Annotated in this window: 11 protein-coding genes; 5 read left to right on the forward strand and 6 right to left on the reverse strand. The window is 59.2% G+C overall.

The window, feature by feature from the left end; genetic code table 11:
• Nucleotides 1-2 precede the first annotated feature (2 nt).
• From ACIOU6_RS03220 to ACIOU6_RS03240, 5 genes are all read right to left on the reverse strand, one after another.
• Nucleotides 3-2315: an Orn/Lys/Arg decarboxylase N-terminal domain-containing protein gene (locus tag ACIOU6_RS03220; RefSeq protein ID WP_401133757.1), complete on the reverse strand. Its 2313-nt coding sequence runs from the start codon at nucleotides 2313-2315 to the stop codon at nucleotides 3-5.
• The gene (gene speC / locus ACIOU6_RS03225) at nucleotides 2312-4684 is read right to left on the reverse strand and encodes an ornithine decarboxylase (RefSeq protein ID WP_401133759.1); all 2373 of its coding nucleotides are present in this window, start codon (nucleotides 4682-4684) and stop codon (nucleotides 2312-2314) included. Before speC ends, ACIOU6_RS03220 begins: the two co-directional genes overlap by 4 nt.
• 177 nt (nucleotides 4685-4861) lie before the next feature.
• A complete protein-coding gene (locus ACIOU6_RS03230; RefSeq protein ID WP_401133761.1) occupies nucleotides 4862-6406 on the reverse strand; it encodes an NAD(P)H-hydrate dehydratase in 1545 nt (514 codons plus the stop codon).
• Entirely contained in the window at nucleotides 6366-7400 is a 1035-nt protein-coding gene (gene adhP, locus ACIOU6_RS03235; RefSeq protein WP_221731720.1) for an alcohol dehydrogenase AdhP, read from the reverse strand. The genes ACIOU6_RS03230 and adhP overlap by 41 nt, the downstream gene beginning before the upstream one ends.
• A gap of 193 nt (nucleotides 7401-7593) precedes the next feature.
• On the reverse strand, nucleotides 7594-8076 hold the full coding sequence (locus tag ACIOU6_RS03240; RefSeq protein WP_221731719.1) for a hypothetical protein: 483 nt from the start codon (nucleotides 8074-8076) through the stop codon (nucleotides 7594-7596).
• Nucleotides 8077-8292: 216 nt separating this feature from the next.
• Between ACIOU6_RS03240 and ACIOU6_RS03245 the strand changes: the two genes are divergently transcribed.
• A complete protein-coding gene (locus tag ACIOU6_RS03245) occupies nucleotides 8293-8994 on the forward strand; it encodes a VIT family protein (RefSeq protein WP_339494394.1) in 702 nt (233 codons plus the stop codon).
• A 278-nt stretch (nucleotides 8995-9272) separates the two neighbouring features.
• Nucleotides 9273-11621, forward strand: coding sequence for a response regulator (locus ACIOU6_RS03250; protein WP_401133765.1), 2349 nt, complete (start codon nucleotides 9273-9275; stop codon nucleotides 11619-11621).
• 83 nt (nucleotides 11622-11704) lie between these two features.
• Here ACIOU6_RS03250 and ACIOU6_RS03255 read toward each other — a convergent pair whose 3' ends face one another.
• Nucleotides 11705-12613, reverse strand: a complete 909-nt coding sequence (locus tag ACIOU6_RS03255) for a helix-turn-helix domain-containing protein (protein WP_401133768.1) — start codon at nucleotides 12611-12613, stop codon at nucleotides 11705-11707.
• Nucleotides 12614-12775: 162 nt separating this feature from the next.
• Between ACIOU6_RS03255 and ACIOU6_RS03260 the strand changes: the two genes are divergently transcribed.
• From ACIOU6_RS03260 to ACIOU6_RS03270, 3 genes are all read left to right on the forward strand, one after another.
• Nucleotides 12776-14134 carry a glutamine synthetase family protein gene (locus tag ACIOU6_RS03260; RefSeq protein ID WP_401133770.1) on the forward strand — a complete coding sequence of 453 codons (1359 nt, stop codon included), beginning with the start codon at nucleotides 12776-12778 and terminating at the stop codon, nucleotides 14132-14134.
• Nucleotides 14135-14294: 160 nt separating this feature from the next.
• Entirely contained in the window at nucleotides 14295-15383 is a 1089-nt protein-coding gene (locus ACIOU6_RS03265; protein WP_401133773.1) for a polyamine ABC transporter substrate-binding protein, read from the forward strand.
• Nucleotides 15380-16681, forward strand: a complete 1302-nt coding sequence (locus ACIOU6_RS03270; RefSeq protein ID WP_401133776.1) for an NAD(P)/FAD-dependent oxidoreductase — start codon at nucleotides 15380-15382, stop codon at nucleotides 16679-16681. Before ACIOU6_RS03265 ends, ACIOU6_RS03270 begins: the two co-directional genes overlap by 4 nt.
• Nucleotides 16682-16703 lie beyond the last annotated feature (22 nt).

Here is a 16703-nt window from a genome sequence, read left to right on the forward strand (position 1 = left end):
GGTCAATCCTCGGTAATGCACAGAATCTGATAACGGCCGCCGACGACTTCCACGCCATGCGTATCGTGGGAAAAGCCCGGCATTTGGGCATCAAACGCCTCAAGCGCTTTCAGGTAACCCAGTATGGGGCCCGCTGCCTCACCGGCATTCTCGCCAGGCATCAGCAAGGGAATGCCCGGCGGGTATGGCACGACGCCGGTGGCGACGGTGCGCCCCGCCATCTGGTCGAGCGGCAGCAATTGCACTCGATTGTTGACGAGCTGTTCGTAGGCGCCGACGGGCGACAAAACGGCCACTGGCAAAACCGAAAATGCGGCCGACATGAGTTCGGTCGTCCTGTGCGTTTTCATCGCGGCAAACATCGACTCGGCGAGTTCACCGAGCCCGAGCGTGCCGTAAGACTGCGGATGAGCCGCAACCAATGCGGGAATGCACCGCTCCAGAGGCGTGTTGGCCTGCACGTCGCGATGAAACCCCAGAAGCGCATTGATCAGGGTTCCCCACTTGCCTCGCGTAATGCCCATCGAGAACAGGAAAAGGCTGGTGAAGTCGGTGGTCTTTTCCACCACGATGCCTTGCGCATCGAGATAAGCCGCCAGCAGTGACGCGGGGATCCCCGTTGCTTTTAGCGTGCCATCGCGGCCCATGCCGGGCGTGACCACCGACACCTTGATGGGATCAAGCATGCAGTAACCGTCATCGAGGTCTTCGAACCCGTGCCAGGCATCGCCCGGATGCAGTATCCAGGCCTTGGGGTCGCGTGCCAGGCGCTCAGGGTCGGCCAAATGGAACGGTGTCTTTTTGTGGCCCTTGCCTTCATTGACGGTATCGGGCTGCCAAGCGGTGAAGAACCAGTCGCCTTTGGCGGTGAACTCGGCGTTTAACCGCGCCACGGTCTGACGAAAAGCAATCGCCTCGACAATCGTTTCATCGGTGAGCGCTTTGCCAGAGGGGCCATCCATCATCGCCGCTGCCACATCGTTGGACGCGATGATCGCGTATTGCGGTGAGGTCGAGGCATGCATCATGAACGCCTCGTTGAAGCGCCCATGCTCAATCGGTCGGCGGCCATCACGCACATGGATGTAAGAAGCCTGAGAGAGGCCGGCGAGCAACTTGTGCGTCGACTGAGTGGAAAAGATCGTCGGTCCGTCGGGACGGGGGGTGTTGGGGTCGCCGCGCATGGCATAGCGCCCGGCATACAGCGGGTTGAAACGTGCGTAGCCATACCAGGCTTCGTCAAAGTGCAGGCGATCGACTGACTGTCCGAGCAGCGATTCGACCCGTTCGACGTCGTAGCACAAGCCGTCGTAGGTTGAATTAGTGATGACGGCATGTACGGCGGCGGGTTCTATCTGCTCAGTGACCAGAGCATTGGCGCCAATGCTCTGCGCGACTGCCGCTGCTGTGAGTCGCGACGCCGGGATTGGGCCGATCAACCCCAGGTAGTTGCGAACCGGCATCAGGTATGTCGGGATAGCCCCGGATAGCGTCATCGCGTGTTCGATGGATTTGTGGCAATTGCGATCGCACAGTGCGATCTGGTTGCGCGTAACGCTCGACATCAGAATCACGCGATTGGAGGTGGATGAGCCATTGGTCACGAAATAGCTGCGATCGGCGCCAAACACCCGCGCGGCGTTGTGTTCGGCTTCGCCGATAGCCCCTGAGTGATCAAGCAATGAGCCCACTTGCGCAACCGAAATCGACAAATCCGAACGAAACAACTCCTCGCCGAAGAATTCGACGAAGGCACGCCCGGTCGGGTGCTTCATAAACGCGGTGCCACCGGCATGTCCTGGGGTGTGCCAGGAATATTCATATTCCCCGGCAAAACTGGCCAGCGCTTTGAACATCGGCGGCAGCAGTGTTGCTCGGTAGCGGTCGATGGCGGCAACGATTCTGCCGCCAAGGAAGGTCTTGGTGTCCTCGAAGAGCCACACATAATCGTTGACCTGCGAAAGCACGTCGGCCGAAATCCCGTCAAGCGAACCACTGGCCGCCAGCAAAAAAATCGGCAAGCGCTCTGAGCGGGCCCTGACGGCATCAATCACATTGCGCGCAGCCTTGTGGTCTTTTGAACCGGCCAGATCCCAATCCACCAATACAGCCTGCAACAACGAGTGCAGGCTGATTTGCGCGGCGGCATCGCTTTGCGAGGTGGCGTCAATGACATCGATATCCCGGTCGGCCAGTGCTTCGATCAGTGCAGCGGTGGCCTGCCCTCCTGCATGCTCGACGCCGGTGCCGTTATGCACCACCAGCACCCGACGTCGATACAGAATGCCGGGCACGTTCGTTGAGTGACCGCTCATATCGACTCCTGCACGACGTAGGTATGAAACACCACGCGGCCGTCAACGTCATCGGCGTACACGCCCTGCACTTCGAACTCAAAACCTGGAAACCGATTGAACGCTTCCTCGAACACCAGGAAATAGTCGAGCATCGGTTGCGCTCGGTCGTCATAGCGCTCGCCAGGGACGACGATGCCGATGCCGGGGGGATAAATCAGCGCCAACGTCGCCGAGATCCGACCCTTGCACTGGGACAACGGCAAATAGTCGACCCGGTTGCCGACGAACGCCTCTGTGGCATCGGCCACCGACATTGCCTGCTCGGGAAAGTGCTCGCCGCGAAAGCACAGCCTTTGCAGCATGGCAATGTCGTGTTCCCGGTAGAAGCTGTGCATCTCGTCACACAGGCGCTGCAACGTGTAGCCGGCGTAACGCTGCGGATAGCGCGCCATCGTCGTCGGCAGCACGTCTTCAAGCGCTGCGTCAGAGTCGTAAAGGTTCTTGAACGCCACCAGCCTGGAAATCAGCGAGGCACATTTGCCGGCCTCAACAGCGGGCGTCAGTAGGAACAGGATGCTATTGAGGTCGCATTTCTCCGGCACGATATTGTTCTCGCGCAGGTAGGCGGCCAGCAGTGTCGCCGGGACTCCGCGCTCACTGTATTCGCCGCTCTGGCGGTCGAAGCCGGGCGTAATCAGCGTCAGCTTGTTGGGGTCCGTCATTGCCCAATTCGGCGAGGCGTGACGGAAGCCATGCCAGTGTGCATCCGGCACCAACGCCCAGCAGGCAGGCTCGCGTGCCAGCACGTCGGTAGGAATGTCTTCCCAAGGCACGCTGTCGAGTGGCGGACTGAACGTGGAGTCGGTGATTGTCACCACATCCGGCACGAATGGATCAAAGAACCAATCGTTCTGCCCGCCCTCGGCGGAGGCCGCAAAGCCGCGTTTAAGCTTGCGCAGTTGCTTGCGCGTCTCGATACCAATGCGGATTGCGTCGTCCCAGAGCGCCAGGCCATTGCGGCCCTTGTGCATCTGCGCGTCGACATCGAGGCTGGCGAACAGCGGGTAAAACGGAGAGGTCGAGCAATGCAGCATGAACATCTCGTTGAACCGACGGTGCCCGGTGCGCCGCGTTTGGCCCTTGATGTGTTCGTCACGCACATGAATTTGCGAAGCCTGTGAAAAACCGGCCAGTTGCTTGTGCGTTGACTGTGTAGCAACGATGCCAGGGCTCTGGGCGCCGAGATTTTCCAGCCCCATCGCGAAATGCCCGGCAAACAGCGGATGGAATTTCATGAAGCCGGCCCAGGCTTCGTCAAAGTGCACGTATTCACAGAGGTGGCCGATTCGCTCGATCAAACTCTGCGTGTTGTAGATCGTGCCGTCGTAGCTGCACTGCTCGACGATCGCCAGACGGAAAGGTCGTTCACGCTTCCAGGCCTCAGGGTCCGTGACCAGTGGGTGGTTGCGGATCTGCTCGCGCAGTTTCTTTTCGTCCAATGCGTCGTAGTCAATGGGGCCAATCAGCCCTTGAGGATTGCGGTCGGTTTCGAGGTAGATCGGGATCGCCCCGGCCAGTTGCAGCGCGCCCTGATGATTGGATTTATGGTTGTTGCGATCAAACAGCACCAGGTCCCCGCGCTTGAGCAGCGCAGCGGTCACGACTTTGTTCGAGGTCGAGGTGCCGTTGAGAATGAAGTAAGTGCGATCGGCGCCGAAGACTTTGGCTGCCGCCATCTGCGCGGCAAGCGCCGGACCGACGTGGGTCAGGAGATCGCCCATTTCGGGCACCGAGTTATCGATGTCGTTGCGAAACACCGCCTCACCCAAATGCTCTACGAAGAGCCGCCCGGCCGGGCTGCGTCGATAAAATGCACCCCCCTGGTGGCCCGGGCATGTCCACATCTGGTTGCCTTCGTAGTCGTAGTCCATCAGCGCGCCGAAGAACGGTGGCTTGAGGCCTGTGGCATAACGCTCCAGCGCGAAGATCGTTTCCTTTGCCGAGAAGGCTGGCGTTTCGTGGTCCAGATAAATGTAGCCAGTGACCTCGCCCAAGGGCGCGAGCGATAACGACTCCACGCCTTTGAGTTCGCTGACCAGGTAAATGGGCGTATCCAGCCCGCGCTCGTGCCTGATCGTGTTGATGAGCGCCTGAACCTGCGGCTCATCCGGGCCGTCAATCGCCAGCAGGAAGCATCCGATGCCCATATCACTCTCTGCAGCGACCCTGGCCCCGGTCAGGGTGGGGACGATGTCGGTCCGATAGTCGTACTCATCAATCGCGTCAACGAGGCGCTGCACGAGACGCGCCTCGTTGCTTTCTGGTGCATCAACGAACACCGGGCTGTACAGCAGGAAATGAAAAAGCGTGTGGTAGGGAACCGACATGACAATGCCTCTGATCAAAGTGACGGCTTTGCGACATAACGCGCAGCCAACGTTTTCCTGACTATTGCCCTGCTTCAAAACCAGGTCTGTACGCCACCCCACATATTCGGGGTTTGAAAAAGTCTGTCGCCGCCGGTATGAAACGCGGGCACGGGGCTATCGGACCTCGACGGGTAGCTAGACGTCGAGCAGTCGACACAACACCTTTGGCAACAGGTCGGGCAGGTCCTCGGCCAGTAAGCCGGGACCGAATTCGGCGGCCGCCGCACCGTGTAGCCAGACCCCCGCCGCCGCGCTGGCGAAGGCCGGCACTCCTTGCGCAAGCAAACCAAGAATGATCCCGCTCAAGACGTCGCCCGAGCCGGCGGTGGCCAATGTTGAAGGCGCGTTGGCATTGATGATTGCCCTGCCGTCGGGCGCGGCTATCACCGTGTCGCTGCCCTTGAGCACCACGACGGCGCCGCAACGCAGGGCCGCAGCACGGGTGCGCGTGAGCTTGTCGCCGGCGAAGTCGAACACCCGTCGAAACTCACCCTCATGAGGTGTCAGCACGCAAGGGCCGTGAATCGCGCGATCGAGTACACCGGGGTCGTCCTCAAAAGCGCTGATCGCGTCGGCGTCTATGACGGTCGGGCGTCCACTGGCAAGCATCGCCAGTACGTGCCCAAAGGTTTCCTTGTCCACGCCTGCACCGGGCCCTATCAACCAGGCAGAAAAGCGACTGCCGTTGAGCAGGTGCCCAAAATCTTCCGGAGTCACCCATGGACGCACCATGATGCTGTCCAGCGCTGTCGCATAAATGGCCAAGGCCAGTTCCGGCACCGCAATGGTGGTGAGCCCCGCTCCCGCTCTGGCTGCGGCTCTTGCAGCCATTCGAGCCGCACCGGTCATTGGATACCCACCAAAGATCAGGGCATGCCCACGACTGTGTTTGTCGGTACTCGCCTTGGGGCGGGGCAAACTGGCCAGCCATAAGGCCGGGCTGTTCTCAAAGGTGCGGGGGGCGATGGTGTCGATCACCGCGTTGGGAGTGCCAATATCCACAACAATGACTTCGCCGCACAGGTCCCGGCCTGGCAATAGCAAGTGCCCCGCTTTCTTGCACAGGAACGTGACCGTCAGCACCGCCGCGGCTGCCCCCAGCGTTTCACCGGTATCCCCCATGACCCCGCTGGGCGTATCGATTGCGATGATGGGCACACCGCCCTTGCTGGCGGCGGCAAGCGTCGCCAATGCCTGGCCTTCAAGGGGGCGGCTGAGGCCGGCGCCGAAGAGCGCATCGACGATCAGTTCAGCCCCCTCGAGCACCGCGGGGTTCATGTCTTCAACGTTCCCTTCCCAGCGCTGGGCGTGTTGCCGGGCTTCGTCCTTCAGGCTGAATCGACTACCCAGCATCGCCACCCGCACCGGCCAGCCGGCTTGCGCCAGCACATGCGCCGTGACGAATCCGTCACCACCGTTGTTGCCCGGTCCACACAGCACCACCACCGCCCGTGGTGCCCAGCGACGCTCGATTTGGTGCGCTACGGCTGCACCAGCGTTGGCCATCAGCTCGAAAGACGACACGCCGGCAGCGACCGACAAGCGATCGGCCTCTGCCATCTGCCGAATCGTCAAGACCGAAGTCTGACGACTCTTCAGTGCCACCTCGCCAATCAAGATGTTCATGCTTTGGCACTCTTCAACCGGCACTGAAATCGATGACCACGCGCGATGGAACATCACCGTGTTCCAGACGCTCGAAAATCTGGTTGATCGCCGATAACGGCTGCAACTCGATGTCGGCCTTGACCTTGCCCTGAGCGGCGAAGGCCAGTGCTTCGGCCATGTCCTGGCGGTTGCCGACAAAAGAACCGCGAACGGTGATGCAATTGGCAACCACATCAAACAGCGGCACCGGAAACTCGCCCGGCGGCAATCCCACGAGCACGCAAACCCCATGTTTACGGGTCATTGCGACGCCCTGTTTGAACGCACTGAGCGAGGGGGCCGTGATGAGTACGCCATGGGCGCCACCGCCGGTAGCCTCTTTGACCGCCGCCGCCGGATCACCACTTTTGGCGTTGACCACGGCATCGGCGCCAAGCCGGGTGGCATGGGCCAGTTTGCGCTCATCAATATCCACGGCGCAGACTTGCAGCCCCATCGCTTTGGCGTACTGAACCGCCAGGTGACCGAGGCCACCGACACCGGAAATCGCAATCCACTGTCCTGGTCGGGCTCCGGTCTCCTTGATGCCTTTGTAAGTCGTGACGCCGGCACAGATGATCGGCGCAGCCTCCCGCGGGTCAAGACCATGGGGGATGTGCGCCACGTAATTGGGGTCGGCGAGGATGTATTGGGCAAAGCCGCCGTTCTTCGTATAGCCACCGAACTGCGCTTGGGCACAGACCGTTTCCCAGGCCGTGAGGCAGTACTCACAATGTCCGCAGGCCGAGTAAAGCCATGGCACGCCCACCCGTTCCCCGACTTTTACGCTGCTGACCCCTGCCCCGATCTGCGTTACCACGCCAATCCCCTCATGCCCGGGAATAAAGGGCAGCGTCGGCTTCAATGGCCAGTCACCGCGCGCGGCGTGGAGATCGGTATGGCAGACACCACAGGCTTCGGTCTTGACCAGGATCTGCCCGGGGCCGACTGAAGGGACGTCATACTCTCTGATGACCAGCGGTTGGCCGAACTGCTCGACCACTGCGGCCTGCATTTTCATCGTCATGAAATGTTCCTCTTGAGGTGCCCCGTAAGCCCCCAGAGAACTCTGAGAGTGATGAAGGCAAAAATGACCTTTGGGTTACAGCACTGGAACGCTCCAGACGTGGTCTCTTTACTGAGTGGATCAACGGTTTCAAAACCGGCCATCACCGCAGGCAATGTGTCCACACGCCAGAACAGTCGATGCGAGACCAGGCTCAGCGACCGAGCACCGAGCTTGCGGTCGCGACGTCATCGTCACTGCCATGCACAATGAGTAAGTACTCATCGGCTTTGAGCGCAGTTTCGTATTCGATGACCTGATCCTTGCCAGCACCGAGACCGACCAGTGCTGCGCCCAGTGCCGACAGCCCTCCCACGATCACCGCCCCTTCAAGCGCACCGACCAGCATCGCCACAAAGGGGCCAGCCAAAGCGACGAGTCCCAAACCTGGCAAAAAGAAAAACGCCGGTGTCACCAGCAGCCCCCAGAACGATCCGCACAAGGCACCCATGCCACCCCAGGCCATCACCTTGTCACCGAGTTGGTAGAAGCCGATCGGATGCTCTTCAGTCTGGTAGCCCTTGCCCACGAGGGAGAGTTTCTTCACGTCAAAATCGGCCTGATTCAAAGTACGGATTGCTTCTTCCGCGTCGGCGTGGGTTTTGAAAATGTAGAAATTATTACGGCTGATGCTCATGGTCGCAGGCCTGATCGTTGAAACATGTCTGAAAACGGTGCAAGACACGTGTGGTCAACCGTCGCGCACCGCCTGAACGTCAGAAGGAGACGAGGATGCTGACGTGCCGAGCCAACGTCACAAACCTCAACTTAGGCGCCTGACCCGCTAATGAGTAGCCTCGGAAACTACCTACACTCTGTGCTGAAACCATCGCGCAAAAGGCCAAACACAATGATCAGGTTCACACGCCGTCATGCCGAAACCCATAACAGCGACCGTATCGGCTGGCTCAGAGCGGCCGTACTGGGGGCAAATGACGGGATCGTCTCAACCGCCAGCCTGTTGATAGGCGTAGCCGCCGCCGGCGCCACGCACAACACGCTGATGGTGACCGGCATGGCCGGCCTCGTAGCGGGCGCCATGTCGATGGCCGCAGGTGAGTATGTTTCGGTGCATTCTCAGGCCGACACCGAGCACGCGGATTTGGCAAAAGAGCAAAAAGAGATTGATACCAAACCTGCGGCAGAACACCGGGAACTGGCGCAGATCTACATCCATCGAGGGGTTGAACCTGAGTTGGCCAGCCAGGTCGCCAGTCAGCTAATGGCTCACGACGCATTGGGCGCACATGCCCGTGACGAGTTGGGTATTTCAGAGACGCTCAGTGCCAAACCCCTTTCTGCCGCTTTCGCGTCGGCGACGAGCTTTGTCGTCGGCGCCGTTTTGCCAGTGGCGGTCACGCTGATCGTGCCGCTTCAGAACGTGATTCTCTGGATATCGATCATGTCGCTGCTTTTCCTGGCCTCCCTGGGCGCAGTCGCCGCGCAGGCCGGAGGCGCCTCTTTGCTCAAAGGCGCCTGGCGTGTGACCTTCTGGGGGGCGTTGGCGATGGTCAGCACCGCTGTGGTTGGGCATTTGTTCGGTGCGGTTGTCTAGGGCCGGTCAGTCTTTATCAACGCCCCATCGGCGGCGCTCAGCCGGGTTGCGTCAATGGGCTCGGAAACTACTCAGCGCTAAGCGAAAGTCGTTGCGCAAAGCCGCAAGCGACGACCGCCGGTCGGAGAGAAATGTCTGGCGCCGTCCTGCGCCCAATCATTGCGTCCGTTCACGTCGTTGAACCGCCCCTCGCGTGCCTGCGAGCATTGCCTGGTGATTAAAGGGGTGTAGGATCCAAGGACGTGTTCACCCGGAATGCACTCACGCGGAAAGTCACAATGGCAGTTCGTCCGCCACTCGACACTGGAACCGCCACGCCCAGGATGATGACTCCATCTCCTTTGGCTGATGCTGCAACGTTGGGCTCGAAAGCGCGAATGGCCCCCAATGAAACAACAGACGCCCTCGATCAGTTACGTTTGCTCAATGGCCAGTTGGCCGAGATGAATCATGAGCTTCGTAGCAAGCTCGACAAGCAACGGGACGCTGCGCTGGACTGCCAGAATGTGCTGAACGGCATCAACATCGCTGCTGTCTTGCTGGACGAGCAGTTGAACATTCGTCTGTTCACACCGGCCACCCAAACCTTGTTCAGCATGCGCGCCGCCGACATTGGACGTCCGCTGGCCGAGCTATGCTCGTTGGCAACAGACGCCAATCTTCTGGAAGACGCCAGAGCGGTGATGCGTGATACGACGCCGCTGGAGCGAGAAGTCCGATCACAGAGCGGTATGAGTTTTACTCGGCGGATTTCCCCTTACATCAAGCACGACCATTGTGTGGAAGGGGTCATCATCACCTTTACCGATATCTGCGACAAAAAGCAGGTCACCCAGGCACTTGAAGAAGCGACGCATAACGCGCAGTTGGCAACGGCTGACCGTACGCGGTTTCTGGCCTGTGCCAGTCATGATCTGCGCCAGCCTTTACAAACGCTCAAGTTGTTGCAAGGCCTGTTACTGAGCCTGTTGAAAGAGGAACAGCCTCGAAAACTGACCATCAGGATTGGCGAAACCGTGGGCGCCATGTCCGGCATGTTGAATGCGCTACTGGATATCAACCATATTGAAACCGGTGCCGTTCAGGCAAACCCCGTTACTTTCCGAGTGAGTGATCTGCTGGACCGACTCGCCGACGAATTCAATTACAAAGCCTCTGCTCAAGGGTTGAGGCTGAAGGTCGTGCCCTGCCATCTCTCGGTCGAAAGTGATCCGCGCCTATTGGAGCAGATCCTGCGCAACCTGCTGTCCAACGCGCTGCAATACACCCATGAAGGTCGGATACTCCTGGGCTGCCGGCGACATGGCGGGTGGCTGAGTATCGAAGTTTGGGACACAGGCCTGGGTATCGAGCCGTCCCATCTGGAATCCATCCTTGCGGCCGATCCGCCAGGCAAAGAGCCTGTCTCTGGATTTGAAACGGGTTTGCCTGCCGTCAAACGCTTATGTGCCCTGCTCGGGCATCGATTACGTGCGCAATCGTGCATCAAAAAGGGATCTGCCTTCGCCATTGATGTCGTCTTGACGCCTGAAAGTGCAGCATTGCCAGGTGCCATGCATCCAACGGATCAGTCGGCGCAAGGCCGCTCGGCAAACGGTGAAATGATCCTGGTTGTTGAGGATGACGTCGAACTGCTCGAATTGTTGGGGACATTGCTCAAATCCGCAGGCTATCAAGTGGCAATGGCCAAAGACGGGATGACGGCACTGGAGAGTGTCACGCGTGGCGGCGTACAACCCGATCTGATTTTGGCCGACTTCAATCTGCCCGGGGCGATCAACGGCTTACAGATGATCACTCAGTTGCGCATGACACTTCATCGCAGCATGCCTGCCATCATTCTTACGGGAGATATCTCGCGCCTGACCTCCCGCGACGTAGCGTTTGAACACTGCATTCAACTGAACAAACCGGCGAAGCTAAAAGAGGTCACTTTCGTCATTGCTTCGTTGCTTGCACAGCAACGCGCTGCAAAAAACGACAGTGAGCGACCCGAAAAATTCGCGCCAGGCAATGCGCGCTCATCAATCATCTTCGTAGTGGATCGCGACGATCTCTTTCGCCACACGATTCGCGGCGTGCTTGAATCCCACGGCTACGCGGTTCACGACTACGCGACCAGTGAAGCGTTTCTTGCAGATTATGCCCCCGGCCCGCCCGCCTGCCTGCTGATCGATGCCCACCTGCCAGGAATGGAAGGCGTTGAACTGCTGCACCAACTGAGAAAGAACGGCGATGACTTGCCCGCTGTCGTGATCAGCGGCAGCAATGAAGTGTCGATTGCCGTCGATGCCATGAAGGCCGGCGCTTCAGATTTCATTGAAAAGCCATTCGGTCGTAGTGAGATGCTTCAGAGCATTGCGCGAGCCTTGGAACACTCGCAGGACGCCAATAAAAAACTGGCGTGGATGCAGGAAGCGACTCATTGCATCGATAGCCTGACCTTGCGGCAGCGACAAGTCATGGACATGGTACTGGCAGGATTTGCGAGCAAACACATTGCAGCGCAACTCGGAATCAGCCAGCGAACGGTGGAAAACCACCGCGCCGCGGTCATGACTCGAACCCACTCCAAGTCCATTCCCGCCCTGGCGCGTGTGGCACTGGCCGCCGATTTGAGAATTTGAATGAGCGACTGGCTCCAGGGTTGCGCATAGTGGCCGCGCACCTTGTGCGCGTTCTGGTGTGGGTCTCAAAGGACTTTGGTTCGCTACGCCAAGGGTGAACGCTTGAGCGTCTCGCTTGGCAGTTCCTTGAACAGCGACCGATAACTGTTGGAAAACCGCCCCAAGTGCCAGAACGACCAATTCATCGCCACTTCGGCGACCGTCGTTTGCGTCGGTGTGCGCTTGAGTAATTCGCGGTGAGCACTGTTCAACCGGCGCAGACGCAACCAGTGACTCGGGGTCATCCCGGTGTAGGCCTTGAACGCCTGTTGCAACTGCCGCAATGACACCCCTGCCACTTGGGAAAGCTCCAGCAAATTCAACGTCTCTTCCGGTGAATCGGCAGCCCACTCCCCGACCCGTTTCATGAGCGTTCGCTCTTCGGTACGACGCTGCAATCCACCGTGATCCAGGCCTATACGTGCGTTGTCGAGGATAAACAGACAATCCTCTAAAAGCTGCCGAGTAAGCGCGTCTTTTTCTTTTGAATCAATGGGTTGCGAAAGCTTCGTGAGAATCGAGCTTAACCAGCGACTGAACAACGCGTTCTGCCCGCCCTTGAGTTGCGTCATGAACAAGCCTTCGAGTTTCGCCAGATCCAGACCTTGCTGACGGACAAACTCCGGGCCGAACACCACGGCGATTTCCTGGTAGTTCTCCGGGGTGATCCAGATGTTGCGGCTGTCTTCATTGAGCAGATACAGCGCGTTGTCACTGCGATCAAAACAGAACGCCAAAGCCCCTTCCGGCGCACTGAAATTCTGCTCGACCCGGGTGTTCATCTGCTCTTCGTAGACCTCGACACCCTGCAGATCCAGATAACGAATCTGCCCGGCGAAATGCCCCGGCGACATCTGTTGGTAATGCTGAACCCAGCCCGGTGTGACGCGGACTTGCTCGGCCACATCGGCGGTGTTGAATGCTTGAACCTGTAGCGGATTGCACGTTGTCATGGGGTGACCTTGCGCACTCTTTTGGTGCGCTTTGGTGCTGCTTAAAGTGGATAGATGGAACCGCAAAGCTCGCCCAAGATAGTCGTCAATGCGCCACAGGGGAAGGGGCGGAAGATGAAACCCGCCCTCCCCGGCGTCTATAAAACCAATAACGAGGTCTTTATGAATGCCCCTTTCGATCAGCTGTTCACTTGGCTGAAAGATCACAAGATTACCGAAGTTGAATGTGTGGTCAGCGACCTGACCGGCATCGCCCGCGGCAAGATCGCACCGACCAACAAGTTCCTCCAGGAGCGAGGCATGCGACTGCCGGAGAGTGTGCTGCTGCAAACGGTAACCGGGGATTTTGTCGACGACGACATTTACTACGACCTGCTCGACCCGGCCGACATCGACATGATCTGCAAACCGGTGAGCGATGCGGTCTACGTGATTCCATGGGCCATCGAGCCGACGGCCATCGTCATCCACGACACCTTCGACAAGTTCGGCAACCCGATCGAACTGTCGCCGCGCAACGTGCTGAAGAAAGTCTTGCAGCTGTATACCGACAAAGGCTGGAAGCCGATTGTGGCGCCGGAAATGGAGTTCTACCTGACCCAGCGTTGCGAAGACCCGGACTTGCCGCTCAAGGCACCGCTGGGTCGTTCGGGCCGCGCTGAAAGTGGCCGGCAGTCGTTCTCCATCGATGCGGCCAACGAATTCGATCCGCTGTTCGAAGACGTCTATGACTGGTGCGAACTGCAAGGTCTGGACCTCGACACGCTGATCCACGAAGACGGCCCGGCGCAGATGGAAATCAACTTCCGTCACGGCGACGCCCTGGATCTGGCCGACCAGATCACCGTGTTCAAACGAACCATGCGTGAGGCGGCGCTCAAGCACAACGTCGCGGCGACGTTCATGGCCAAGCCCATTGGTGACGAACCGGGCAGCGCCATGCACATCCACCAAAGTGTGGTGGACATCGCCACCGGCCAGCCGATCTTCGCCACCGCCGATGGGCAAATGAGCGAGTTGTTCCTGCATTACATCGGCGGTTTGCAGAAGTACATCCCTAAAGTGCTGCCGATGTTCGCCCCCAATGTGAACTCGTTCCGCCGTTTCCTGCCGGACACCTCGGCACCGGTCAACGTCGAATGGGGCGAAGAGAACCGCACCGTTGGTTTGCGTGTACCGACCTCCAGCCCGCAAGCCATGCGCGTTGAAAACCGCCTGCCGGGTGCCGATGCCAACCCGTACCTGGCAATTGCCGCGAGTCTGCTCTGCGGTTACATCGGCATGGTCGAGGGCATCGAGCCTAGCGCTGCGGTACAAGGCCGCGCCTACGAACGCCGCAATCTGCGCCTGCCAATCACCATCGAAGAAGCCCTGACGCAAATGGAAGAGTGCGAGACCGTTGCGCACTACCTGGGCAACAAATTCGTACGCGGCTACGTCGCGGTGAAACGTGCCGAGCATGAAAACTTCAAGCGCGTGATCAGCTCGTGGGAGCGTGAGTTCCTGATGATGAGCGTTTAAGCCCATTCCACAAATCCTCTGTGGGAGGGGGCTTGCTCCCGAAAGCGGTGTGTCAGTCGACACCAATATTGAAAGTGCCAACGCTTTCGGGAGCAAGCCCCCTCCCACAAGGGAAATAGCGAACCACCTGAAAAATCCAATAATTCGAAGAGGTGTCGATATGCGTCTATTGAAACCCGTACTCCCGGTTGCTCTGAGCGTGCTGTTCAGCGCCGTGGCCCACGCCGAACCCCAGGTCAGCGTCTACAACTGGACCGACTACATCGGTGAAACCACCCTCGCCGACTTCCAGGCCAAGACCGGAATCAAGGTGATCTACGACGTTTTCGACTCCAACGAAACCCTCGAAGGCAAGCTGCTCGCCGGTCGCACCGGTTATGACGTCGTGGTGCCGTCCAACCACTTCCTCGCCCGTCAGGTGAAGGCCGGCGCCTTTCTCAAACTGGATCGTTCGCAGTTGCCGAACTGGAAGAACATCGACCCGAAATTACTCAAGCTGCTGGAAAAGAACGATCCCGGTAACTTGCACTCAGTGCCTTACCTGTGGGGCACCAACGGCATCGGTTACAACGTCGACAAGGTCAAGCAGGTCTTGGGCATCGATCACATCGACTCCTGGGCCGTGCTGTTCGAGCCTGAGAACATGAAAAAACTCAGCCAGTGCGGCGTGTCGATGATGGACTCGGCCGACGAAGTTTTCCCCGCCGTACTCAACTACATGGGCATGGACCCTCGTAGTGAAAACCCGAAAGACTTTAAAAAGGCTGAAGCGAAGCTGCTGAGCGTTCGCCCTTACATCACCTATTTCCACTCATCGAAATACGTCTCGGACCTGGCCAACGGCGACATCTGTGTAGCCTTCGGTTACTCCGGCGACGTGTTCCAGGCTGCCAACCGCGCCAAAGAAGCCAAGAACGGCGTGAACATCGCCTACGCCATTCCCAAAGAAGGCGCCAACCTGTGGTTCGACCTGCTAGCCATCCCGGCAGACGCCAGCAACCCGAAAGAAGCCCACGCCTTCATCAATTACCTGCTCGATCCGCAAGTGATCGCCAAAGTCAGCACTTCGGTCGGTTACGCCAACCCGAACCCGGCCGCCAAGCAATACATGGATCAGGACTTGGTCAACAACCCTGAGGTTTATCCCTCGCAGGCCGTGCTCGACAAACTCTACATCTCCTCTACCCCGCCCCAGGCAATCATGCGTCTGATGACCCGTTCCTGGAGCAAAGTGAAGTCCAACAAATGAATCAGTACAGCCAAGAACACGCCCGCTCCTATTACGCCGCTTCAGCGCGGGCGACCACGCCCTACCCGATACTGGACAGTGATCTGAGTGCCGATGTCTGCGTGATCGGCGGCGGGTTCACCGGGGTCAATACCGCCATCGAACTGGCGCAGCGCGGACTCTCGGTGATCCTGATCGAAGCCCGGCGCATTGGCTGGGGCGCCAGCGGGCGCAATGGCGGTCAGTTGATTCGCGGGATCGGCCATGACGTGGAAGGTTTCGCCCGTTATGTCGGTCAGGAAGGCGTGCGCTACTTGCAGCGCTCCGGCATCGATTCAGTGGAGCTGGTGCGCCAGCGCATCGGCGACAACAGCATCGATTGCGATCTGCACTGGGGCTTCTGTGAGCTGGCCAACACGGCCGCGCAATTTGCTGCCTTCAGGGACGAACACGTTGGCCTCGCCGAACTCGGTTACGCCCATGAAACCCGGTTGGTCGGCCCCGAGCAGATCCGCCAGCAAGTGGTCAACGCCGAAGGCTATGCGGGCGGTCTGATCGACATGGGCTCAGGTCACCTGCATCCGCTTGATCTTGTGCAGGGCGAAGCGCGGTTGGCCGCGTCCCTCGGCGTGCGCATCTTCGAGCAGAGTCCGGTGCTGGAAATCATCCACGGCACAACCGTGCAAGTGCGTTGCGCCACCGGCACCGTACGTGCCGGCAGCCTGGTACTCGGTTGCAACGCGCACCTGGATGAGCTCGAAAAACAGCTCAGCGGCAAAGTGCTGCCGGCGGGCAGTTACATCATCGCCACCGAACCGTTGTCCGAGGAACGTGCCGCGAAACTGATCCCGAACAATTTTGCGCTGTGCGATCAGAAGGTCGGGCTTGATTACTACCGTCTCTCGGCGGACCGGCGCCTGCTGTTCGGCGGTGCTTGCCATTATTCCGGACGCGATCCGGCGGACATCGCCGCCTACATGCGGCCGAAGATGCTCAAGGTCTTCCCGCAACTGGCGGACGTGCGCGTCGAATATCAGTGGGGCGGCAAAATCGGCATCACCGCCAACCGCTTCCCGCAGGTTGGCCGACTCAAGCAGCACCCAAACGTGTTCTACGCCCAAGGGTATTCTGGCCATGGCCTGAACGTCACCCACTGGTGCGCGAAACTGCTCGGCGAGGCGATTCATGCCGGTCACAGCCAAGGCATGGACGTGTTCAGCGGCGTGCCGCACATGACCTTCCCCGGCGGCCCGGCCTTGCGTTCGCCGCTGCTGGCACTGGGAATGTTCTGGTATCGGTTACGCGAGATGCTCGGCTGAGGTCTTTCCCTTCCGCACATTT

It is taken from the genome of Pseudomonas sp. NPDC087615, assembly GCF_044743445.1.
Classification (GTDB): domain Bacteria; phylum Pseudomonadota; class Gammaproteobacteria; order Pseudomonadales; family Pseudomonadaceae; genus Aquipseudomonas; species Aquipseudomonas baetica_A.